This window comes from Paenibacillus sp. PastM-3, from assembly GCF_029893965.1.
GTDB lineage: Bacteria > Bacillota > Bacilli > Paenibacillales > Paenibacillaceae > Paenibacillus_AQ.
In genome coordinates, this window is sequence record NZ_JARXXP010000001.1 from 160459 (window position 1) to 183819 (window position 23361).

Sequence of the window (23361 nt, forward strand, 5' to 3'; positions counted from 1 at the left end):
AAGAGGCTCCCAATGTCATGGTAATGGCTGAGGGGGTCTTTTCTTTTATTTTTATTTATATAAGATGCATTAGAGGAGGTTCTAATTATGAAGGCCCCTAAACTGCAGGCAGGCGACGGAATCCGTATCATCTCGCCGTCAAACAGTCTCGGCATTATCGCACCTGAGCAGATAGAGGCTTATGCCAGGGTGCTGGAGAGCTACTGGAAACAATCATCCGTATCAAGAAGGAGCTGCTGCATCTTCCGGTTGTGGCTGACGTGAACTTCGGCCATACCTCGCCGCTGATTACTCTTCCTGTTGGAGGCCGGGCCAAGCTGAGAGCAGATGCAGATACTGTAGAGCTGAGAATCTGGGAATAGCAGGAGAACCAGGTGCAATCAGGATCACGGAGTAAACCGTAATATAGCCGGTCCTCCCACTATTTTCGTGCAAAGGAAATCACTGTGCGGAGGAGGGCTGGTGAACGACGGGAAATTGCATTTTCTGCGCTTATTTAAGTTACAAGGGTGGTCAGGTCATGGTAAACTGGGATAAGAAAAAAAGGGGAGAGGAGTTTAAACTTTGCGCAACTACTTAGATTTACTTCAGGATGTACTGGATCACGGCACGCCCAAAAGCGACCGCACCGGAACAGGCACCATTTCCGTGTTCGGGCGTCAGCTCCGCTTTGATCTGTCCGAAGGCTTTCCGCTGGTTACGACCAAGCGCATTCATCTGAAATCCGTTGTTCATGAGCTCCTGTGGTTTTTAAAGGGAGACACCAATATCTCTTATCTTAAAGAAAACGGTGTTTCGATCTGGGATGAATGGGCCGATGAGAATGGTGAACTGGGACCGGTGTACGGCTCGCAATGGCGTGCCTGGGAGAGCAGTGACGGCCGTCATATTGACCAGATCGCTGCGGTCATTGATTCCATCAGGAATAATCCGGACTCCCGCCGTCATATTGTAAGCGCGTGGAATGTCGGGGAGATTGAACAGATGAAGCTTCCACCGTGCCACTTTGTGTTTCAGTTTTATGTAGCTGACGGCAAGCTGAGCTGTATGCTGACCATGCGTTCTGTGGATACGTTCCTCGGCCTGCCTTTTAATATTGCAAGCTATGCCCTGCTCACCCATATGGTCGCCCAGCAGACAGGTTATGAGGTGGGGGAGTTCATCTGGTCCGGAGGCGATGTGCACATTTATACAAATCATCTGGAGCAGGTGGCCACCCAGCTGTCCAGAGAGCCGCATCCGCTGCCGAAGCTGAATATCCTCAGAAAGCCGGATAGCATTTTTGATTATACCTTTGATGATTTTGAGTTTGAAGGGTATGTCTATCACCCGGGGATCAAAGCACCGGTTGCCATTTAATCTTTCCGGGACATGATGATTCTTGGAAAAGGAGGGCATAAATATGAGTATCAGCATGATTTGGGCCATGGCGGAGAACGGTGTAATCGGTAAGGATAACGATATGCCGTGGCATCTGCCGCTGGATTTTGCCTATTTTAAGGAACAGACGCTGGGTAAAAGAATGCTTATGGGCCGCAAAACCTGGGAATCGCTCGGCGGAAAGCCGCTTAAGGGCAGAACGAGCATCGTTATTACGAGAGATACCGGATTTCAGGCGGAGGGAGCACAGGTCATCCATACGCTGGAGGAAGCGCTGGCTGAAGGACGTAAGGACGATGAGCTTATGATTATCGGCGGAGCTGAAATCTACGGGATGATGCTGCCGTACGCCGACAAGCTGCTTGTGACCCGGATTCATGAGGATTTTGAAGGTGAGACGAAGTTTCCGGATGTCCGCTGGGAAGAATGGAAAGAGGTCTCCAGCGTTCAGGGGATCCGCAATGAGCAGAACCCGTATGATTACCGTTTTTACGTTTATGAACGTACGGTTTAAGGAAAAAGCGTTTTCTCTGACACAACATGTGAAATAGTACAAATAATCAGCAGATTAATCCATTACAGTGCGAAAGTATAGAATGCTACTATAGTTAAAATTACAATTGCTAAACTTAAAAATAGTATAGAATGTGCAGGTACTTCATTGCGCTGAATCGACACGAATCTGCCGCAGTATGCTACAATGTACTATACATCAACACGAAGAGAACGGATGGGGGAAACGTAAATATGTCTACACCTACTGGATTTATGGAGTATAAGCGCCAGCTCCCAGGTGACCGGGATCCTGAGCAGCGCGTTAAAGACTGGGAAGAATTCCATCATCACCTTACCGAGGACGAGCTCCGCACACAGGGCGCGCGCTGCATGGACTGCGGAACCCCCTACTGCCATACCGGCATTGATATGACCGGAGGCACATCTGGGTGCCCGGTTCACAACCTGATTCCTGAATGGAATAATCTGGTTTACCGCGGCCTGTGGAAGGAAGCGCTGGAGCGTCTGCACAAGACGAATAACTTCCCAGAATTTACAGGCAGCATCTGTCCTGCACCTTGCGAAGGCTCCTGTACCGTCGGTCTGATCGGCCAGCCGGTTACGATCAAGACCATCGAGCTTGCCATCGTGGATAAAGGCTTTGAGGAAGGCTGGGTTGTCCCTAATCCGCCCGAGAAGCGTACCGGCAAGAGAGTAGCCATCGTCGGCTCCGGACCAGCAGGACTTGCTGCAGCAGCCCAGCTGAACAAAGCAGGACACACTGTAACTGTATTTGAACGCAGTGACCGCGTCGGCGGTTTGTTGACATATGGCATCCCTACAATGAAGCTGGATAAGCGCGTCGTTCAGCGCCGGGTGGATCTGCTGGCCGCTGAAGGTATCAGCTTTGTTGTGAACACCGAGATCGGCAAGGATATTCCGACCCAGCAGCTCGTCGATGACTATGATGCGGTCGTACTGTGCGGGGGAGCAACCAAAGCACGCCAGTTCAATGTCGAAGGCAGTGAGCTGAACGGTGTCATGTACGCGATGGATTACCTGACCGGCACGATCAAGAGCTACCTCAACTCCAATCTGGAAGACGGCAATTTCGTATCGGCCGCTGGTAAAGATGTGGTCGTACTGGGCGGGGGAGATACCGGTTCCGACTGTGTAGCAACCTCTCTGCGTCATGGCTGCAAGAGCATTACCCAATTCGGCACGCATGATAAAGCACCGCTTGAGCGTGATCCGATTGCCAATCCGTGGCCGCAGTTCCCGAACGTGTATACACTCGACTATGCTCAGCAGGAAGCCAAAGCCATCTTCGGCGACGACCCGCGTGAATTCTCGATCATGACCACCAAGTTTGTTGGTGATGATGAGGGCAGCCTGAAAGAGGTGCACACCGTGCAAATCCGCCGTATGGTGGATGAGTCAGGCCGCAAGATCTATCAGCCTGTACCGGGTACAGAAGCTGTCTATCCGGCTCAGCTGGCGCTGATCGCAATCGGCTTCGACGGACCGGAGCAGGATATCATTCAGGAGCTGAACCTGGAAACGGACCGCCGCAGCAATGTGAAGGCCCGTTACGGCAAGTTCAACACCAATGTGGATAAAGTTTTTGCTGCAGGTGACATGCGCCGCGGACAGAGTCTGGTGGTCTGGGCAATTAACGAAGGCCGCGCAGCAGCACGTGAAGTTGACAAATATCTGATGGGATCGACCGTTCTCGTCTAATTGATAGCCCGTGGAGCACAAAGAGCCGTCCTTCCAGCATTTGCTGGAGGGGCGGCTCGTGTTATAGATAACACGAGATGCCGTGTGTTAAGTGCAGAATCTTTTTAAGGAGTCCTCTAATCCTCCAGCTTATGTTTATCTGAAACATTTAATTTATAAATGGGCAGCAATAGTGTAAACGTATACATAAAGGTAGCTGGAATCGGTACAAACATGGCAAATTCATGACAGGCTTGACGCATTATGTAATTTCGGATACATTAAATAACAATTCAATAACGCAGCAGCGTTGACCAAGGATCTGCGTCCCAAATATCGCCAGAACAGAGAGAGGATTCACCGGCTGAAAGGTCCTCCGAGCCGCGAAGGGAGCGCATCCTGCCTTGAAAGCTGCAGCAATAGAGGGAAGCCTTTATTTGCTGCCGGCCCCGGCCGTTATCCGGATAGAGGACTGCCGGGCATAGCCAGGCGGTTGAAATAGGGTGGTATCACGACGCATTCGTCCCTGACGGATGCGTCTTTTTTGCGTTTCAACTAACCAGAGGAGATGATTTAAATGCGCCAAAGCCAGCTTTTACTGACAACACTACGCGATGCACCTGCGGATGTGGAGACGGCAAGCCACCAGCTGCTGCTGCGTGCCGGCTATATCCGGATGCTCGCAGCAGGAATATACAGCTACCTGCCGCTGGGCCGCAGGGTGCTGCGCAATATTGAGAATATCGTCCGCGAGGAAATGGATGCCGCCGCTGCTCAGGAGGTGCTGCTGCCATCTTTGCTGCCGGCTGAGCTGTGGAAGGAGTCGGGACGATTCGAGCCATACGGCAAGGATCTGATGACCCTTATGGACCGTCATGAGCGTCAGTTTGTACTCGGCCCGACCCACGAAGAAGCAATAACAGCCCTGGTCCGGGGAGAGATCAGCTCCTACCGCAAGCTGCCGGTTACGCTCTATCAGGTTCAGACCAAATTCCGCGATGAACGCCGCCCGCGATCAGGTCTGCTGCGGGGCAGGGAGTTCCTGATGAAGGATGCTTATTCTTTTGACACGGACTGGGAAGGGCTGGATGCTGCATACAATCGAATGTTAAAGGCCTATGAACGCATCTTTACCCGTTGCGGGCTGAACTTCAAAGCGGTTCAGGCTAATGCCGGTGCAATGGGCGGTGAGGGCGGAAATCACGAATTTATGGCGCTCGCGGAGGTTGGTGAGGACACACTCGCTGTATGCTCGAGCTGCGATTATGCTGCTAATCTGGAGGAAGCCGAGGCGGGCAGGACGTTAAACGATACCGGTAGGGATCAGACCAGCGAGCCGGCCGCAGAGAAATTTCACACACCAGGGCTACGGACGATCGACCAGCTGCGGGAGCAGCTTCAGCTTGCACCGCACAGCATTATCAAAACACTGATCTACAGCGGGGACGGCACCCTATTTGCCGTGCTGGTCCGCGGGGATCATGAGGTGAATGAGCTCAAGCTTGCGGCTGTTGCGGGCGTTACCGCAGTGTCTCTCGCAGATAATGAAGCCGTCAGGGCAGCTGCCGGAGTAGAGAGCGGATATGTCGGGCCGGTCGGCCTGCAGCTGCCGATGATCATTGACAAAGCCGTGGCAGCGATGGAAAGCGGGATTGCAGGCGCAGGAGAAAGAGATTACCATCTGCGGAATGTGGTGCCTGGACGTGACTTTTTGCTTAAGCATGTGGCTGATATCAGAAACGCTGCCGAAGGGGAGACTTGCCCGAAATGCGGAAAGGGTGTATACCATTTTCATAAAGGAATCGAGATTGGCCACATCTTTAAGCTGGGTACAAGGTACAGCGAGAAGCTCGGAGCAGTCTTTCTGGATGCCTCAGGCAGAAACCAACCGATGATTATGGGCTGTTACGGCATTGGAATCTCCCGGCTGTTGGCAGCAGTTGCCGAACAAAGCCATGATGATGAAGGCTTGCTCTGGCCAAAGGAGCTTGCGCCTTTCCAGGTGCATATCCTTCAAATGTCTGCTAAGGATCAGGAGCAGGCGCTGCTGGCTGAATCGTTATACAGTGAGCTAAATTGGGCAGGTATCGGGACACTTTTGGATGATCGGGATGAGCGGGCGGGGGTCAAATTTAAGGACGCCGGACTGATCGGCATTCCGGTCGTGCTGGTAGTCGGCAAGTCGGCCGGCGAAGGCAAGGTTGAATACTGGGACCGGAAGAGCGGTACGAAGGAGGTTATCTCCAGCAGGGAGGCTGTTTCCCGGATTGCAAGGAGAGCGAGATAAAGGAGTCGCGGCAACATTCACATCATTCTCCAGGTAGAAGTTACTTATAAGAATTGTCTACATTCCAGCCCAATGACCCTAATGTTAGAATTTAGTTAAAGGGGGCTGGTTGTATGAATATACCGGGGAATTACTTCTGGCAGGGCACGCTGGTCAGACTCAGAGCAACAAGGAGAAGTGACTGGGAAGTGTGGCGCGAAGAGCAGGAGGACAGTGAAGCTGTCCGGCTGATGGAATGGAGTGTTGAGCTGCCCAAGAATGAGGCGAATGAACTGGCGATGTCTGAGGAATATGATAACTTCAAGAGCGAAATACGCTGGATGTTTGCTGTTGAGACTTTTGATAATGTCTTGGTGGGCTTTGTAAATCTGAGTGCGCCGGATTATAAGAACGGTACATTCGGTATGTCCTTCTGTATGAACAGGCAGTATCGGCAGAACGGCTACGGGCTGGACGCGGCGCGGATTGTACTGAGGTATGCGTTTCATGAGCTGAGGCTGCAGAAATGCAACAGCGGCTGTGTCTCCGTCAACGCTGCATCCAGAGCGCTTCACCTGAAGCTGGGCTTCAAGGAAGAAGGCCTGCGGCGCAGAAGCATTTTTATGAACGGCCAGTATTATGATGATCTTATGCTTGGACTGCTGCGTGAAGAATTTGATGAGGCGGAAGAAATGCGGAGCAAATCTTAATATATTTTCATCAAAAAATTTGGAGTGCTTCCGGTGTAAGCTGGCGGCAACTCCATTTTTTTAGCACTGCATATGGGTTAAAAAGAGAAGATCGTACTTTTTTGCTGAGTCACTTCTATTAATAGCAGGTAATTATTTTTGCAAAATGGTATAATAAAAAACTGGACGTGTTTTGGAACAACGATAGGTAAGGAGCGATATTTTTGAAAACACTCATTATTGCGGAGAAACCGGACATGGGGCGGAATATCGCCGCCGCAATAGAACCGAAAGCCAAAAACTACCGTTCCTATTTAGAAGGGGAGCAGTACATCATCACCTGGGCGATCGGACATCTGATTGGGCTTGCCGAGCCGGAAGCTTATGATGGCAAATACAAAAAGTGGAACATTAACGATCTGCCGATTATACCCGACCAGTTCAAGCTGGTGCCGAATGCGCGCACAATTGATCAGCTGAAGGTGATCGGCGAGCTGGCCAAACGCAGCAACTTGCTGGTCAACTCCTGTGACGCCGGGCGGGAGGGGCAGCATATTTTCTCGCTGATTCAGCGGCATTTGAAGCTCAGCCAGCCGGTAAAACGGCTGTGGATATCGGACCTGACACCGGAGACAATCCGCAAAGGCTTTCAGGAGCTGAAGGACGGCTCGGAGTATGAAAATCTGACCAAAGCGGCCAGAGCGCGCAGTGAGGCTGATTGGCTGATCGGGATGAACGGCTCACGCGCTTTTACTACGAAGCATAATGTGCTGCTGTCCGTCGGCCGCGTGCAGACGCCCGTGCTGGCGCTGATCTACGACCGGCAAAAGACGATTGAGGCGTTTTCGTCGCTGAAATTTTTTGAGGTCGAGGGCCATTTTACACAGAATGAGGTTGTCTATAAAGGCATGTGGCAGGGGGACCGCCTGACCGACAAGGAGAAGGCTAATGCGCTCGCAGCCAAGGTCAAAGGCAAACCCGGAAGGATTGCTTCCTATGAGGTTAAGGATACGAAAGAGTATCCCAACAAGCTGTATGATCTGACGCTGCTGCAGCGTGAAGCGAACGGGAAATACGCATTTTCCGCCAAAAAAACGCTGGATATCGCCCAGGCGCTCTACGAAAAGCACAAGGTCATTTCGTACCCCCGGACGAATTCCAACTATGTTACCGAGCAGAACATTCCGGAGATGCACAAGACGCTGAATGCGCTGCAGGGTACCTCTTACGATGAGCTGGTTAAAGGCGCCAACCGCAGCCTGGTCCATAAAGGCAATAAATTTGTCTGCAATCCGTCCAAGGTGGAAGACCACCATGCGATTCTGCCGACCAACCGCAAGGCTTCGGGGCTGAGTGCGGATGAGGCGAAATTATATGATCTGATTGTGCGCCGTTTCTTGTCGCAGTTCTATCCGGCCGCCGAGTATAAGGTACACACTGTCATTACTGAGGTGGAAGGCGAGAGCTTCAAGACTACGGTCAAGGAGCTGCTGAGTCTGGGCTGGAAGGTGATCTATGCCGACCAGAAGAAGGATAAGGCGAAGCCGTCCAAAGGAAAAGGCAAGGATGAGGAGGAGGAAGAGGAGATCGAAGTGAACGAGCCGTTCTCTATCTCCCCTGCGGATGAAGTGCTGTGCAGCGATGCGGTCGTCAAAGAGAAGGATACGCAGCCGCCCAAGCACTACACCGAAGGCACCCTGCTCAAAGCGATGGAAAGCGCGGGCAAGCAGATTGAGGATGAGGAGCTGCGCGATGCGATGAAGGATTCCGGACTCGGAACTCCGGCAACCCGGGCGGCTACCATAGAGCGGCTGAAAAATGTCGGCTACGTCGAAATGCAGGGTAAAAAGATTGCTATCACCCAGAAGGGGCGGACGGCGATCGAACTGATCCGCGGAGCGGGCATCGAGCTGCTGACCTCACCGGAGATGACCGGGCAATGGGAACGGCGGCTTAATGAAATCGCCAGAGGCACGGCGGCAGACGGGCAGTTCATGGAGAACGTGAAGCGCTTCGCTTCCATGATCGTCGACAAGGTGAAGGTCCAGTCCCGTGCGGCCAAAACCTCCTTTGAAGGCGAGACGCCTTCAGTACGGTCCGGCTCCAGAGGCCGGGGCAGCGGTTCTGCTTCCAAGGATGGCGCGGACAAGCCGGCCGGCGGTACACGCAAACGCAGCAGTGCCGGCGACGGCGGGGCTGGCGCCAAGCCGGCCGGAGCAAGAGCGGCGAAGCCCGCAGAGCAGGGGGACGGCGGGCCGAAGATTATCGGCAGCTGCCCCCGTCCGGGCTGCGGCGGCACCATCTTCATGGGCCGCAAGGGCTACGGCTGCTCCCATTACAAAGAGGGCTGCAAGTTTGTCATCTGGAAGGAAACCCACGGCCGTACGCTGACGGACACCCAGGTTAAGGCGCTGATTGAGAAGGGGAAGACCGGCAAGCTGAAGCTGGCTGCCGAGGACGGCTCGCCGCTGGAAGGCAAGCTGGTGTTAGCGAATATGGATACGGGACAGCTTAGTGTAGAATAATGCCGCACTGTTTATGCAGGCACCACGAATAAAAAGAGGATGCAGCCTGACCGCGGGATCTCCCGGCAGGCTGCATCCTCCTCTTTTGGATACATATATGCTTATTTCGCTGAATCAGCCAGACTGCCCTCAATGGCGGCCGTAAGCCCCTCATATGAGGAATCCGGCAACAGAACACCGTTCACCATAAATTTGGGAGTGCCGTTAACACCATAAGCTCCGGCAATCTTGAAATCTTCCTTAACATCATACATGTAGGTATGATTCTTCACATCCTGCTCGAACCGGGCATAGTCTATGCCTTCGATGTTGTCTTTGACAAACTGAAGGATGAACTTCTGGGTGGCCCAAATGGTACTCTCATCACCCTGATTGGCGTAGAGCTCATGAACATATTCCCAGAACTTCTCGTTGCTCTGCTTATAGATTGCTTCTCCGGCGCTGGCAGCCAGGTAAGAGTCGCGGTCAATGAAAGCGAAGTTCATGAAATAGAGTTCCGCTTTTCCGGTGTCCACGTAGTCTTTAATGAAGATATCCAGATTGGCTTCGGTCCATTTCTTGCAGGCCGGGCATTTGAAATCGGCGAACTCAATGACCTTGACCTTGGCGTCCGGACTGCCCAGATGCGGCTGCTTCTCAACCTTCAGGCCGTCAACGACAATTGTACCTTTGACATCCGTATAGTTAGGCAGACCCTCGAGCACATTCTCCTCTTTGGATTTGCCGTATGTAAGGACATAGATAAGTACAATTGCCAGAATGACCGCGATGATACCAAGCAGCATGGGCAGCAGCCGGGAGCCGGCGGTCTTCCGGGCAGACTGCTTATTCGGTGTGCGGTTAAGATTTGCTTGCTTGTTCATTCCGAACCTCCTGAATGAGATGAAAAATCTACTCAAACAGTATAAACACTGCAGCTGCCGGATGCCTATGGCATTTGTAACAGGGGGCCTGCCTGTATGATCAGCCGTGGCTTTTCAGCTTGGAAGCCGTCCGGATAACCGGCGGTACCTCGCTGATGGAGGAGATTGTCATGACCGAATGCTGCATCTCCCGCTGAAGCTCAATGAGGTTATACAGCCACTCATTCTGCTGCTTCAGATAGATGCTGTTAATGCCGGCGGTCAAGGCCGGAAGCACATCGGTGCGCAGGGAATTGCCGATCATCCAGGTGCGCTTGCGTTCAAACGGATGGGACATCAGAATATTTTCCAGTGATTCAATATTTTTATGCTGGCGGATAAAGATCCGGTCGTCAAAATAGACACCGAGCTTCATCTGATCAATTTTGCGCTGCTGGATGGTGTCATCTCCGCCAGTGTACAGGTAGAGGTTATGCCCGTCATGCTTTAGCGCATCGAGGGTTTCCACCATGCCGGGATACGCCTCGACCTCCTGGTCGTAGACGCTCAGCCCGAGCTTCATTAATTGCTGCTCATGATAAGGATCGGCAGTCCGGTTATATTTGGCACAGAAAAAGCGGTAGGTGGCGATCAGCGATTTGGGGAAGTTGTCGCTGGCCAGTCCGCTGGTGCTGACGGTTTCCACATCGATTTCCACTTGTTTGCTGCGGAATTCTCCGGTTGTCGGGCCATATTCCCCGAACCATTCGGACATCAGCTCGAAATACTGCCCCAGAATAAGGTCAAAATATTTGTTGCAGTGTACCAGGGTGTCGTCCAGATCAAAAATTACTTGTTGCGGCAAATACTTCATAACGCTCACTCCTAAGCCTGTAAGTTTGTCAGCAATCTCTTTTTTTGAATTGTTATTATAAACGAATATAGGACTCAAGGAACATCTGCAGATCCGATGCGCCGTCCGGACGGACACTGTAGCGTTCATTGCCTTCGCCTTCACTGCCCAAATGAACCCGCAGCAGGCCGGCTACTCGTAGCATCAGCAGATGATGCATCATGATGTCACTCGTCTGGCCCAGCACAGACTGAAGCTCCCACAGCGTTTTGGGTTCATGAGCCGCGTAGCGCAGCAGCCGGAGCCGGGTGGGATCAGACAGTGCTTTGGTCAGGCGCAGCAGAACGGTAGGGGGCTCATCCTCATTGTCGGACGGGACATCTACAGGATACTGGATTATCATGAGTGTATTATAGAAGCAATACATATTGATCGGCCGGTTATGAATGGTCGGCAGCAGCACAACCGTCTGCAGATCAGGAATATCCTCGATGACTACACCTCCTGAAGCATACTCAATCAGCGCTGCTGAACCCATTTTGCTCTCGAGCAGCTTTTTCTCCGACGCGTCCTCGATCAGGAGAGGCAGCAGCTTCTGCTCGACATGGCGGAAATACTGCTCATACCACAGCCGCAGGAGCGGTGGATAATCCCGCTTGATCCGTTCGCATTCATGAATTGTAAAATTTGGGAATAGCGGAGCAGTCTGCTCAAAGCACGCTTCCAGTGACTGCATTTCCAGTTCATCCAGGAACTGCAGCACCTTCGATGCAGGCCGGCGGCGGTAAGCCCAGACGTACAGGACATCATAATCGGTAAAAGGCCATTCGGCTGCCTGCCTGAGCGCGGATACCTGCTGCGGAGGAATGCGGCCGTCTATATCGCGGATCCAGTCAGGACCGATGTCCAGGTTGGAAATCCATTTCCTTGTTACATATAACATGAAACTGTCGATCAGTTCATAGACAGGCGAGACATCAATTTTGAGTTCATAAGTCATGAAGCTTGCACCCCCAGGAAATCGGTCACTTCTATATATTATCTCTTGTTTTGAAGAAGGTTGTCCACTATAATGTTCCATGTTTGCCTGCAGGGCAGCTTTTGTCCGCATTTGCCTGATAAACGTTCAAGGAGGATTCACCTGTGTCAGACCAGCTTTTGCTTAAACGTTCCAACAGTAAACTGAATTATTTTATTCTCATTACCGTCATTATTGCCGCAGGCCTGAGCCAGGGGCTTCTGCTGCCGGTGCTCTCGATTCTGCTTGAACAAAAAGGGGTTTCCTCCTCGCTCAACGGACTGAATGCCGCAGCACTTTATGTCGGCTCGTTCGCAATGACTCTTGTTGCTGAACGTGTGCTCGGAGCTATAGGCTTTAAGAGACTGATAGCCGCCGGCATCAGCCTTGTCCTGGTAACGCTGCTGCTGTTCCCGCTGCTGCCGGGAATCAAGGTCTGGTTCATCCTGCGCCTGCTGGTCGGCATTGGCGACTCGGCGATTAATTATGCCGCCCAGCTCTGGGTGCTGCTGATGGCACCTGCAGAGCACAGGGGGCGCAATCTCTCACTCTACGGAATGTCCTACGGACTGGGCTTCAGCCTGGGCCCGGCCGGCATCAGCCTGCTGCGCTTCGGCGAGGCCGCTCCTTTTCTGATCCTGGCCGGGTTATTTATGCTCGCGCTCCTCTTGGTGCTGTTCAAGCTGCCGAACTCCCGGCCTGACAAAGTAGAGCACAGTGAGGGGCAGGCCCGCCGGTTCGGCCGCAGCTACAGTCTGGCCTGGTACGCGTTGATTCCGGCGCTGCTGTATGGTTATATGGAAGCGAGCCTGAACAGCAACTTCCCGGTCTACGGGCTGCGTTCCGGGTTCACGACAGACCAGATCGCCACCCTGCTGCCGTTCGCGGGCATCGGAGGCCTGCTGCTCCAGCTGCCCCTGGGCTTGTGGAGCGACGAGTACGGACGGAAAAAAATCCTGATTTTTGCCGGCACTGCCGGCGGTCTGGCCTTTACGCTGCTCCCGCTTGCGGGCGGGCATTTTGTATTTACGCTGCTGCTGCTGCTGGCAGCCGGCGGCCTGGTCGGCTCCTTCTTCTCGCTGGGGCTCAGCTATGCCGCAGACATCCTGCCGCGTAATCTGCTGCCTGCAGCCAATGTCGTTTCTTCTTTTCATTTCAGTATAGGCAGCATTATCGGGCCGGGCATCGGAGGCCTGCTGCTTGAATTCGGCTGGGGCAGCGGTGTATTCGTGCTGCTTGGCGGTTTCTATATTTTGTTCGGGCTGACCGGGTTATTATTCTCGCCACAGCAGATGAATTGAGGTAAAATAAGAACGGATGTGCGCATGGAAATGGATCCCGCTTTCAGAGTACACTATAGAGTAGAGACGTAAACAGGGAGAGGCTGAACTATGATTACAGTAGAACATCTGGCCAAAGCAGTCGGAGAAGACAAATTGCCGGTATTGCAGGATATAGGTTTTCAATTAGAGCCCGGGGAGCTAGTAGTGCTGGTGGGAGCCAGCGGAAGCGGAAAGTCCACGCTGCTGCGCTGCCTGGCGCTGCGCGAGAAATGGGATAGAGGCAATTTCCGGGTAGACGGGATCGACATTATGAAAAGCCCGCTCGCCGGCAGACGCAAGATCCGCCGTGAATGGACGTACCTGGAGCAGAACGCCGAGCTGAATCCGAACCGGACCGCACTGAAGAATGTACTGATCGGCCAATCCTCGCAGACACCGCTGTGGCGGATGGTGACGGGGATGGTGCGGCAGGATGATTATATGGGGGCAATGGACGAGCTTGATACGCTCGGCCTGCTGGACAAGGCCAAGCTGAAGACAAGCCAGCTCAGCGGGGGCGAGCGCCAGCGCGTAGCCATTGCCCGCGCGCTTGTGCACGGCGCCAAGGTTATTCTAGCCGATGAGCCGGTAACCGGTCTGGACCCGCGGACAGCCGAAGGCGTCCTGGAGACGCTGCGCAGACTCTGTAAAGAAACAGGGTTAACAGTAATTACCGTACTACCGCTGGAACTGGCGGAACGTTATGCAACAAGGCTGTGGGTACTGGAGAACGGCAGAATCAAGCATGATGTCAGAGGACGCCGCCTGACTTCCCAGGAACGCCAGAACCTGTAGCAGATTAGAGCATGAAACAAGGAAAGAGTGATGAAGTTGAATCTTAGTGTTCCCAGACGTCTGGCGGCGGCTGTCCTGTCATTGTCCGTATTGTCGGGCTGTACCTTCATCAGCGATCCTGTTTCGAAGATGAAGTCTCCGGAGCTGACAGCCGACAAGGCTTCACTGATGACGGCCATCAAGTCACAAATGCCGGCCAGCGCCTCGCTGATCCGCCCTTCCGGGGATGAGGACAGCTCCATATTCACAGAGGATATAGATAAAGACGGCACGATGGAGACGCTGGTCTTTTACTTGACCGAGAATGAATCCGTCCTGATCCACGGCATGATTCTGGAGAAGACGGAGGACGGCTGGGTGAAGAAGCTTGTCTTCGACGGTGACGGCACGCAGCTGGAATCCGTTGACCTGGAGGATGTAACGGGTGACGGCAAGCTTAATATTATTACCGGATATTCGCGCGGGGAGGAGAAGGGAGTAGTCGTCTATTCCTATTCCGGCGGCGAGCTTGAAGAGCTGCTGGCCCAGCCTTATACAAAATATATGATCGATGATCTGAATGAGGATGGGACTGCAGATCTTACCCTGGTCTATTTCAAACGCAATGAGCTTAACAAAATTACCACGTACCAATATAATGACGGCTTTAAGGTACTCGATCAGCTGGACGACCTGGACCCGTATTTTAATAATTATTACAATATTGTCTCAGGAAAAGTGGCCGAGCATAAAGAAGGTATAGTTCTGGATTCGGCTGTGGATTCCCGCTCGGCCTATACCACTGTGGTTGTAATGGAGAACAACAAGCTGCGGGTGGTCATTCCCGGGGATGCCAATACCTTTAAAGACAGAAAAATTGTCAGCGAGGACATCGACGGTGACGGTATTATCGAGATTGGCATGCTGGAGCCGCCGGCAGGCTGGGAGTATTTTGACCCTGAAGCCATTCCGTACTTCACCTCTTATTACAAATGGGACGGCAAGGACGGTCTGAGCTTTACCTCGCAGAAGTACCGTGATCCGGCGGACCGCTTTATCATTGACTTTCTGCCGGAATGGCACGGGAAGATAACGGTAGACACCAAATCCGTACAGGATAAATCCCTGAAGTTCATCATGTCGGATACGGGGGAGACGGTTGTTGAGGTAACCTTCTTCACCCAGATGGAATGGGACCGTGTCAAGAGCAACGGCTGGAAGGTGCTTGGAAGGGATATGGACAAAATTATCGGCTACCGGGGTGAGCTTGTACAGAGCACGGGCGGGGACGACAATGATAAAATAACCGCTCCAATTGAAAGGAAGGGAATCGATGAGTAAAGTACTGATACTGGAGGATGAAGAATCCATCCGCAGTTTTATTGTGATCAATCTGAAACGTAACGGATTCGAAGTGCTGGAGGCGGCTGACGGCAATGAAGCGCTGCACAAGCTGACCACCGTTCCGGATATTGATATTGCACTGCTGGATGTTATGGTGCCGGGCATTGACGGTTTTGAGGTATGCCGGCGCATCCGTGAGACCAATGAGCGGCTCGGGATTATTTTCCTGACGGCCAAGGTGCAGGAGCAGGATAAGGTATATGCACTTTCCGTAGGTGCCGATGACCATGTCAGCAAGCCGTTCAGCCCGACCGAACTGATTGCGCGCATTCAATCTCTGCTTCGCAGGGTTAACGTGCACCGTGAGCAGTCGGCCAAGGTCTCCTTTCACTCCGGCCCGTTTACGCTGGATCTGATCTCCAAGCAGTTCAAGCGCAGCGGGGAGGCGATCGAGCTGACGCCGACAGAATTTTCGCTGGTGCAATTTTTCCTGGAGAAGGAAAATACGCCGCTCAGCCGTGACTCCCTGCTGGATCATGTCTGGGGCAAGGAGTATATGGGCGATCCCAAGATCGTCGATGTAAACATCCGCCGGCTGCGCCAAAAAATCGAAAACAATCCGTCCGAGCCCGAATATCTGCAGACTGTATGGGGGCACGGCTATAAATGGAAAGGCCAGGGACAATGATCAAGAAGGGGATGCGCAGGCAGATTGTACTGCACTATATTTTAGTAGTCTTTGTGGCGCTTCTCCTCGTAGAGGTTATCTTCCTGCTGGCGATACGGACGTATTATTATGACAGTGTGTACAGCAAGATTACGACCCATATCAGCACGGCGGAGGAGTTCCTGAAATACGAAATTTCGGGTGAGCGTTCGCCCAACCAGCTGCAGAAGGTGCTCGATTTCTTCAGCATGGATTATACGGAGCTAGAAGTGCTGTCCACCAGCGGGGATATCCTGACCAGCTCCACCGGCTTTCAGCCTGACCGGACCATTACGACCAGCGATGTTCCTGAGGCTGTAGGCGGAAGCATAGGCAAATGGGTTGGCAGGCAGGCGGGAACGAATGAGAGCGTCATGGCGGTCTCCAAGCTGATTCAGGTGAACAGCCGTGATAAATATGTGATCCGTTATCTCACCTCGATGGAGCGGATTGACAAAGATCTGCTTAACCTTACCCTGGCGTCGATCGGAATCGGTGCGGCTGTCATGGTGATCGTTGTCCTGTTCAGCTTCGGGCTGGCGAATTCCATTGTGAAGCCGCTGAATAATATAACGGCGGTCTCGGCGCAAATGGCCAAGGGAAGGTTCACCGCCCGCATCAAAGGGAATTACAAATATGAAATTGGCGATTTGGCAACTACGCTGAATTATATGGCCGATGAGATTATCCGCAGCAATCAGATCAAGGATGATTTTATCTCCTCAATCTCCCATGAGCTCAGGACTCCGCTGACCAGCATCAAGGGCTGGAGCGAGACGCTGATTTCGGGCGGTTATGATCCGGAGGAAACGAAGCTCGGCGTGGGAATTATCTCCAGGGAAAGTGACCGTCTGATCGGCCTGGTGGAGGAGATACTGGACTTCTCCAAGCTGCAGCAGAATGAAATGAAGCTCTCCATAGTGCTTACTGATATCAAGGTAGTGCTGCAGGAGACCCTTCTTAACATCTGGGCCAAGGCAGAGAAGAAGCGGATACATTTGGTGCTGGAATGTGAGGATACCATTTACATTAAGGGTGATCCGAACCGGCTTAAGCAGGTTTTTCTTAACCTTGTAGACAATGCCGTCAAATTCTCCCCCGAGGATTCCAGCATAGTCCTGTCTGCTCATCGTCTGTCAGGGACCGAAATGGCGGTAATCGTAAGGGACAGCGGGATCGGGATCAGTGAAGCGCATCTGTCCAGGGTAAGAGACCGCTTCTTCCAGGTTGATGCGCTGAATGGCGGAACCGGCCTGGGGCTTGCTATCTCCCAGCAGATTGTTGAACTGCATCACGGCAAGCTGGAGCTGGACAGCGAGCTTGGCAAAGGCACACAGGTTACTGTTATTTTGCCGCTGACCGATGAGCGTCCGCCGGCGGCTGAGCAGCTGCTGACGGAAGAAGGGGACGATTACGAGTTATAAGGAGTCCCTAACCTCTGCACACGGAAAAAGGGCTGCAATACGGTCATATGACCAGTATTGCAGCCCTTTTTATATACAAGTGATAAGGGTTTAAGACGGGAGTCCTTCAGCCCGCAGTCTGCCTGTCTTCTCGTAGACCTCCTGCAGCAGGCGGGAAGGCTGTGTCCGGATGACCGGTTTGGCAGCTACAATCTCATTAGGGCCGACAACGACAATGTTGTCAGGGCTGCCTTTGATGACAGCTCCATCTTTAATGACAGCACCCTCACCGATAATTGCATTTTCAATCAGTACACCGCGGCCGATATAAACACCCGGCATTACGATGCTCTGATGAATCCGGCTGAGCTTGCCGATCTCCACGCCGCCAAAAATAACGGAACGCTGCAGGCTGCCCTCCAGCAGGCAAGTTTCATTTATGAGGCAGTCGTCTGCTTGAGTGGGGATACGGGGCTTAACAGCCGCCGGTTTGGTGCGGCGCGCACGGCTGTACATCGGCCAATGAGCATTATTCAGCTTGAAGCCGTTACCCTCCTGCAGCAGATCCATGTGAGCTTCCCACAGGCTGTCAACCGTACCCACATCTCTCCAGTAGCCCTGGAAACGGTATGCGAACAGATCATCGTTGCTGTCCAGCATTGCCGGGATCACATCTTTGCCGAAATCATGACTGGAAGACGGATTAGCGGCATCCTGCAGCAGGTAGTCCTTCAGATAGGCCCATTCAAACAAATAGATGCCCATGGAAGCGAGGTTGCTCTTGGGCACCTTAGGCTTTTCGGCGAACTCGGAAATCTTCAGATCGTCATTGACATTCATGACGCCAAAGCGGCTTGCTTCATCCCAGGGAACCTCCATAACCGAAATCGTTGCTTTGGCTGATTTGCTGATATGATAATCCAGCATTTTGCGGTAATCCATGTGGTAGATATGATCGGCAGAGAGGATCAGCACATGCTCCGGATTTTGACTGTCGATAAAATCAATGTTCTTATAGATGGCATCTGCTGTCCCGGTATACGTGCTCCGTCCGTCCACACCTGAAGGCAGCAGTCTGACACCCTGATCAGGTTTGGAATGCAGCCCCCATGGCTCACCTGACCCAATATGCTGATGCAAAGAATTGGCTTCGTACTGTGTTAGTACCCCTACAGTATCAATGCTTGAATTTACACAGTTACTGAGGGGAAAGTCAATGATTCTATACTGTCCTCCGAAAGGGACTGCAGGTTTTGCCATCGTGGTGGTTAAGGGGGCCAGTCTGCGGCCTTCCCCGCCAGCCAGCAGCATGGCGACACATTCTTTTTTACTCATTTGTTATCCCTCCCATATTTTTAGTCAATGCTTGTAATATAAACTCACCACAAGCGCTTGAAACGACATAAGTGAAATATATTGAGGTCCCGCTGTAAAAATTACAATTATATTTTCGTCATTCAGAAAAAACCTATATTTTCCCTAAAATGCATTTTCAAAAGCCTGACATTCGGGTAATGTTATAGGTGCATCCTATACCAATAAGGTGGTGATGATTTGCCTGACATCCAACAAACAGTAAACCTCCTGTCAACTGAAGATATTTATCTATTCCATGAAGGCACGAATTATCGCAGCTATATGATGCTGGGCGCGCACATTGCCGCTGAAGAAGGAAAGAAGGGCGTACGTTTTACCGTGTGGGCTCCTCATGCGACATATGTAGGACTGGCTGGTAATCATAACGGCTGGGATGGAACACAGGAAGCTGATTCATTCATTAAGATACCCGATTCAGGATTTTGGAGTCGTTTTTTTCCGGGAATCGAGCCGGGAACTTTTTACAAATACAGGATTATATCAGCTGGCGGCGAAAGCTTCCTGAAGGCGGATCCTTATGCCTTTAAAGCTGAGGTGAGACCGGCGACAGCATCAGTGGTGGCGGATCTGACCGGCTATCAGTGGGGGGACAATCTGTGGAGACGCAGAAACAAAGCCCCTTATAACGGGCCGATGAACATTTATGAAATGCATTTTGGTACCTGGAAGCAGAAGGATGACGGTGAATTCTATACTTATAAAGAAATGGCCGATCTGCTGATCCCGTATCTGGTGGAGATGAGCTATACACATGTTGAGTTTATGCCGCTTGCCGAACATCCTTATGATTTATCGTGGGGGTATCAGGGAACCGGATATTTTGCTGCCACCAGCCGTTACGGTGAGCCTCAGGAGCTGATGTATCTGATCGACCAGCTGCATCAGGCCGGTATAGGTGTGATTCTGGACTGGGTTCCGGCGCATTTTGCCAAGGACGCACATGGCTTGCGGATGTTCGACGGCTCTCCGCTATATGAATATGCCGATCCGCTGCTGGCCGAGAAGCCGGGCTGGGGCACCTTGTCCTTTGATTTCAGCAAGCCGGAAATTTCATCTTTCCTTATTTCCAACGCGCTTTTCTGGTACGATGTATACCATATAGACGGTATGCGGGTAGATGCTGTAACAAGCATGCTGCGTCTTGATTTTGAGAAGCAGAGCCATCAGTACAGACGTAACGTCAACGGCGGACTGGAGAATCTGGAAGCGATCCGGTTTATTCAGCAGCTGAACAAGACGATATTTCACTATTATCCAAAAGCATTGATGATGGCCGAGGAATCCAGTGCCTGGCCTGGCGTTACTGCTCCGGCGCACGAAGGCGGCCTTGGGTTCAATTACAAATGGAATATGGGCTGGATGAATGACACGCTGGGTTACATAGAACATGATTTCGGGGCGCGTCCCTATCATCATAATTTGTTGACCTTTCCGATAGCCTACGCCTATTCTGAGAACTATACACTGCCGCTGTCCCATGATGAGGTTGTACATGGCAAAAAATCGCTGCTGGACAAAATGCCCGGCTCCTACGAACAGAAATTTGCCGGCTTACGCCTGCTGCTCGGTTATCAAATCTCCCATCCCGGCAAAAAGCTGCTGTTCATGGGCGGTGAATTCGGACAATTCATCGAGTGGAAGGATCAGGAGCAGCTGGACTGGCTGCTGATGGACTATGAGGCTCACCGCAGGATGCTGGCTTACACTGCAGCGCTTAACAAGCTCTATGTAACCGAGAAGGCGCTGTGGGAGCTTGACCATGATTTAGAGGGCTACCAGTGGATCTACGCAGACGATAACCATCAGAGTGTGCTATCTTATATCCGCCGGGGCAAGAAGCCGGTTGATACGCTGGTCTTTATTATCAATTTTCAGCCGGTGGAACGGAAGAATTACCGGATTGGCGTTCCCCGTCCGGGCACTTATGAAGAAATATTCAGCTCGGAGAGCGTTGAGTTTGGCGGCTCTGGTTACCATAACGGTCCGCTGAAGAGTTCCAAAAAAGAATGGCATAATCAAGTGAACAGCCTGGAGCTGACGATCCCGCCGCTGAGCTTTCTGGTTCTCAAGAAGGCAGGACGCAAGCCCAAAGCAGTTGTGGAATAGAGAATCCGTACTTTTAAGGGGGAAATCTGCATGAAAGTATTATTTGCTGCCGCTGAAGCCCATCCGTTTATCAAAACGGGAGGCCTGGCCGACGTCATTGGAGCTCTGCCCAAAGCCCTTAAGGGAGCCGGGGTAGATGTACGTGTAATTTTGCCAAAATACAAAGGGATTCCCGAAGCCTATACTGCCCAGCTGGAGCAGGTAGCTGTAGTGGACGTGCCGGTCGGCTGGCGCAACCAGTATTGTGGAGTTGAGCGGCTTGTATATGACGGTATTCCGATCTATTTCATCGACAACGAATATTACTTCGGCCGGGATGGCATTTACGGATATATGGATGACGGTGAGCGGTTCGCCTTCTATAACCGGGCTGTGCTGGAGTGCCTGCCGGCGATCGGCTTTCAGCCGGATGTGCTGCACTGCCATGACTGGCATGCTGCCGTCATTCCGCTGCTGCTGAAGGCACATTACCGTTATGATGAATTCTACAGCGGTATGCGTACCGTATTTACGATTCATAACCTGCTGTATCAGGGGGTATTTCCGTACTCGGTGCTGGGTGAGCTGCTGGGTCTGGATCACAGCTATTTTGACAGCGTGGAGTATTATGGCAATGTGAATTATATGAAGGCCGGGATTGTCCACAGCGATCATGTCACTACGGTCAGTCCGACCTATGCAGAAGAGATCCGGACCCCGTATTACGGATATGGTCTCGACGGCCTGCTGACCCACCGGGCGGACAGCCTGAGCGGAATTGTTAACGGAATAGATACGAAGAGCTATAACCCTAATACGGACAATAAGATTTTTACGAAATACCGTTCGAATCTGGCTAAAAAAGCGGAAAACAAGCTCGGTCTGCAACAGGAGCTGGGCTTGCCGGTCGCACCTTACATTCCTATGGTAGCCATGGTTACCCGTCTTGTGGACTCAAAAGGACTGGATTTGCTGACCCGGGTACTCGACGAAATCCTGTATTACGACGATATCCAGTTCGTTCTGCTCGGCACCGGGGATGAATCATATGAGCGCTGGTTCCGTGAAGCGGCGTGGCGTTATCCGACCAAGCTGTCGTCACAGATTCTGTTCAATGATGCATTATCCCGCAAAATTTATGCGGCCAGCGACATTTTCCTGATGCCATCCAAATTCGAGCCGTGCGGAATCAGCCAGCTGCTCGCCCTGCGCTATGGCAGTATTCCGGTCGTACGCGAGACAGGCGGGCTGAACGACACCGTCCAGTCCTATAATGAAGATACGGGTGAGGGGAACGGCTTCACCTTTAAGGATTACAACGCCCATGATATGATGTTCACCCTCCGCCGGGCCGTCTCGCTCTACAACAAGCCGGAGCACTGGAAAAAGGTAACCAAAAACGCCTTCGCCGGTGATTACAGCTGGAACGTTTCTGCCCAGCAGTATATGGATATTTACAATAAGATTGGTGAATAAAGAGTACAGGCTGTATAAAAGGCAGTACACCAAAACACTCCGCAAAGCGATAAGCTTTACGGAGTGTTTTTGGTGTTTTGTGCAGTTGGTAGCTCGGCTGAGCGGGGAGGAGAGGGTGTAAGGAGGGGATTCCATTAACGCGAGCCATTTCAGGGGGAAACGAGCGAAATGAAAGGCAAAAATGCCCTTGATTTCAGCCCAAAAGGCGAAATGAGCAAACTGAAAGGCAATTAGCTGTCTTAGGACAGCTTACATTCTTTGCCTCATTGGTCGTTTGCATACATCTACAATATGCCATTATACAAACTAACTATAATTCGTAATCTTTCACCGGACCCATTCAGGCCACCAACCAGCCACCAGCAACCCACCAGCAACCCCGACCTATAAGTAACTTATTGTCATCACAGTCAGTAACTACCCATCTATCAAGTACCAATCGTCCATCAGCCATCAGCAGCCCCGGATCTGTCAGCCACTAACTCGCTTCTGGAGTAAACTACTAGCTTTTTACTCCGTCACCCTCCGCAAAATAAAAAAAGAAACCCAGCTCATGCTGGATTTTAAAATCCATCACTCCAAGCAGCGTATCCTCATCGATCCGCCGGAAATGGTCGATAATCGCCTTCTGGTCGTATATCATGGCGGCACTGATCTTTCCCCGGTACCCGATCATCCGCAGCCAGGCTTTACCAGAGCTGGTCCTGATCAGCGGTGAAACCGGCCTGAAGAGGGGCTGATTACCCGCCGGGGGATAAGCTGAAAGGGCAGCGTTAGCGGGAGAAGCCCGGGATTCACGCGGAAGAGCCGGCCATTACGCTTTTCGAAGAGGAGAGGATGTACGGTCTCAACGTCCAGAAACTCTTTTCCGTACCAGCCGGTCAAATGAAGCAGGCCATCCATGGGATGGCCGGAGGGAAGCTCGCTGCCGCGCCATCTGCCCCAGATCTGGTCCATCTCCACAGTTTCGAGCAGATCGAACCAGGTGAAGGCTTCCTCCTGCGTCAGCTGCCCTTTTTGCAAGCATAGCTCCTGAAAATCGTTTGCACTAAACTGCGGCACAACTGATCCCTCCGATTAAATAACA

The 23361-nt window shown here is 52.1% G+C and carries 21 protein-coding genes; 15 read left to right on the plus strand and 6 right to left on the minus strand.

Annotated elements, in window-relative coordinates; all coding sequences use genetic code 11:
• Nucleotides 1-87: 87 nt before the first annotated feature.
• The 8 genes from M2108_RS00730 (at nucleotide 88) to M2108_RS00765 (ending at nucleotide 9074) form a co-directional block, all read left to right on the plus strand.
• Nucleotides 88-264, plus strand: a complete 177-nt coding sequence (locus M2108_RS00730) for a hypothetical protein (protein ID WP_277469128.1) — start codon at nucleotides 88-90, stop codon at nucleotides 262-264.
• On the plus strand, nucleotides 252-362 hold the full coding sequence (locus M2108_RS00735) for a hypothetical protein (protein WP_277469129.1): 111 nt from the start codon (nucleotides 252-254) through the stop codon (nucleotides 360-362). Before M2108_RS00730 ends, M2108_RS00735 begins: the two co-directional genes overlap by 13 nt.
• Nucleotides 363-564: 202 nt before the next feature.
• The gene (gene thyA / locus M2108_RS00740; protein WP_277469131.1) at nucleotides 565-1359 is read left to right on the plus strand and encodes a thymidylate synthase; all 795 of its coding nucleotides are present in this window, start codon (nucleotides 565-567) and stop codon (nucleotides 1357-1359) included.
• Nucleotides 1360-1402: 43 nt separating this feature from the next.
• Nucleotides 1403-1894 carry a dihydrofolate reductase gene (locus M2108_RS00745; protein ID WP_277469132.1) on the plus strand — a complete coding sequence of 164 codons (492 nt, stop codon included), beginning with the start codon at nucleotides 1403-1405 and terminating at the stop codon, nucleotides 1892-1894.
• 233 nt (nucleotides 1895-2127) lie between these two features.
• Nucleotides 2128-3615 (plus strand): glutamate synthase subunit beta, encoded by a 1488-nt coding sequence (locus M2108_RS00750; RefSeq protein WP_277469133.1) that lies wholly within the window; start codon nucleotides 2128-2130, stop codon nucleotides 3613-3615.
• A gap of 556 nt (nucleotides 3616-4171) precedes the next feature.
• A complete protein-coding gene (locus tag M2108_RS00755; protein ID WP_277469134.1) occupies nucleotides 4172-5881 on the plus strand; it encodes a proline--tRNA ligase in 1710 nt (569 codons plus the stop codon).
• A gap of 113 nt (nucleotides 5882-5994) precedes the next feature.
• On the plus strand, nucleotides 5995-6570 hold the full coding sequence (locus tag M2108_RS00760) for a GNAT family N-acetyltransferase (protein WP_277469135.1): 576 nt from the start codon (nucleotides 5995-5997) through the stop codon (nucleotides 6568-6570).
• 203 nt (nucleotides 6571-6773) lie between these two features.
• Complete coding sequence (locus tag M2108_RS00765; RefSeq protein ID WP_277469136.1) at nucleotides 6774-9074, plus strand: type IA DNA topoisomerase; 2301 nt, start codon at nucleotides 6774-6776, stop codon at nucleotides 9072-9074.
• Between the two features lie 101 nt (nucleotides 9075-9175).
• Here the strand turns inward: M2108_RS00765 and M2108_RS00770 are convergent, their stop codons facing one another.
• From M2108_RS00770 to M2108_RS00780, 3 genes are all read right to left on the minus strand, one after another.
• Nucleotides 9176-9937, minus strand: a complete 762-nt coding sequence (locus M2108_RS00770; protein ID WP_277469137.1) for a DsbA family protein — start codon at nucleotides 9935-9937, stop codon at nucleotides 9176-9178.
• Nucleotides 9938-10037: 100 nt separating this feature from the next.
• The gene (locus M2108_RS00775) at nucleotides 10038-10790 is read right to left on the minus strand and encodes an HAD family hydrolase (protein WP_277469138.1); all 753 of its coding nucleotides are present in this window, start codon (nucleotides 10788-10790) and stop codon (nucleotides 10038-10040) included.
• 55 nt (nucleotides 10791-10845) lie between these two features.
• The gene (locus M2108_RS00780; protein ID WP_277469139.1) at nucleotides 10846-11769 is read right to left on the minus strand and encodes an ArsR/SmtB family transcription factor; all 924 of its coding nucleotides are present in this window, start codon (nucleotides 11767-11769) and stop codon (nucleotides 10846-10848) included.
• A 143-nt stretch (nucleotides 11770-11912) separates the two neighbouring features.
• On the opposite strand from M2108_RS00780, the gene M2108_RS00785 reads away from it, so the two are divergent.
• The 5 genes from M2108_RS00785 to M2108_RS00805 all read left to right on the plus strand — a co-directional run bounded on the left by M2108_RS00785 (nucleotide 11913) and on the right by M2108_RS00805 (nucleotide 17357).
• Complete coding sequence (locus tag M2108_RS00785; RefSeq protein WP_277469140.1) at nucleotides 11913-13088, plus strand: MFS transporter; 1176 nt, start codon at nucleotides 11913-11915, stop codon at nucleotides 13086-13088.
• A gap of 90 nt (nucleotides 13089-13178) precedes the next feature.
• The gene (locus M2108_RS00790) at nucleotides 13179-13904 is read left to right on the plus strand and encodes a phosphonate ABC transporter ATP-binding protein (RefSeq protein WP_277469141.1); all 726 of its coding nucleotides are present in this window, start codon (nucleotides 13179-13181) and stop codon (nucleotides 13902-13904) included.
• Nucleotides 13905-13934: 30 nt separating this feature from the next.
• Complete coding sequence (locus M2108_RS00795; protein WP_277547224.1) at nucleotides 13935-15224, plus strand: hypothetical protein; 1290 nt, start codon at nucleotides 13935-13937, stop codon at nucleotides 15222-15224.
• Nucleotides 15217-15915, plus strand: a complete 699-nt coding sequence (locus M2108_RS00800) for a response regulator transcription factor (protein ID WP_068725065.1) — start codon at nucleotides 15217-15219, stop codon at nucleotides 15913-15915. Before M2108_RS00795 ends, M2108_RS00800 begins: the two co-directional genes overlap by 8 nt.
• A complete protein-coding gene (locus M2108_RS00805) occupies nucleotides 15912-17357 on the plus strand; it encodes a sensor histidine kinase (protein ID WP_277469143.1) in 1446 nt (481 codons plus the stop codon). The genes M2108_RS00800 and M2108_RS00805 overlap by 4 nt, the downstream gene beginning before the upstream one ends.
• Nucleotides 17358-17447: 90 nt before the next feature.
• Here M2108_RS00805 and M2108_RS00810 read toward each other — a convergent pair whose 3' ends face one another.
• Nucleotides 17448-18671, minus strand: a complete 1224-nt coding sequence (locus M2108_RS00810) for a glucose-1-phosphate adenylyltransferase (protein WP_277469144.1) — start codon at nucleotides 18669-18671, stop codon at nucleotides 17448-17450.
• A 219-nt stretch (nucleotides 18672-18890) separates the two neighbouring features.
• On the opposite strand from M2108_RS00810, the gene glgB reads away from it, so the two are divergent.
• Both glgB and glgA read left to right on the plus strand, forming a co-directional pair.
• A complete protein-coding gene (gene glgB, locus M2108_RS00815) occupies nucleotides 18891-20819 on the plus strand; it encodes a 1,4-alpha-glucan branching protein GlgB (protein ID WP_277469145.1) in 1929 nt (642 codons plus the stop codon).
• Between the two features lie 30 nt (nucleotides 20820-20849).
• A complete protein-coding gene (gene glgA / locus M2108_RS00820; RefSeq protein WP_277469146.1) occupies nucleotides 20850-22274 on the plus strand; it encodes a glycogen synthase GlgA in 1425 nt (474 codons plus the stop codon).
• Between the two features lie 502 nt (nucleotides 22275-22776).
• Here glgA and M2108_RS00825 read toward each other — a convergent pair.
• Both M2108_RS00825 and M2108_RS00830 read right to left on the minus strand, forming a co-directional pair.
• Nucleotides 22777-22950 carry a DUF4334 domain-containing protein gene (locus tag M2108_RS00825; protein ID WP_481856888.1) on the minus strand — a complete coding sequence of 58 codons (174 nt, stop codon included), beginning with the start codon at nucleotides 22948-22950 and terminating at the stop codon, nucleotides 22777-22779.
• 32 nt (nucleotides 22951-22982) lie between these two features.
• The gene (locus tag M2108_RS00830; protein WP_277469147.1) at nucleotides 22983-23336 is read right to left on the minus strand and encodes a GXWXG domain-containing protein; all 354 of its coding nucleotides are present in this window, start codon (nucleotides 23334-23336) and stop codon (nucleotides 22983-22985) included.
• Nucleotides 23337-23361: the final 25 nt, after the last annotated feature.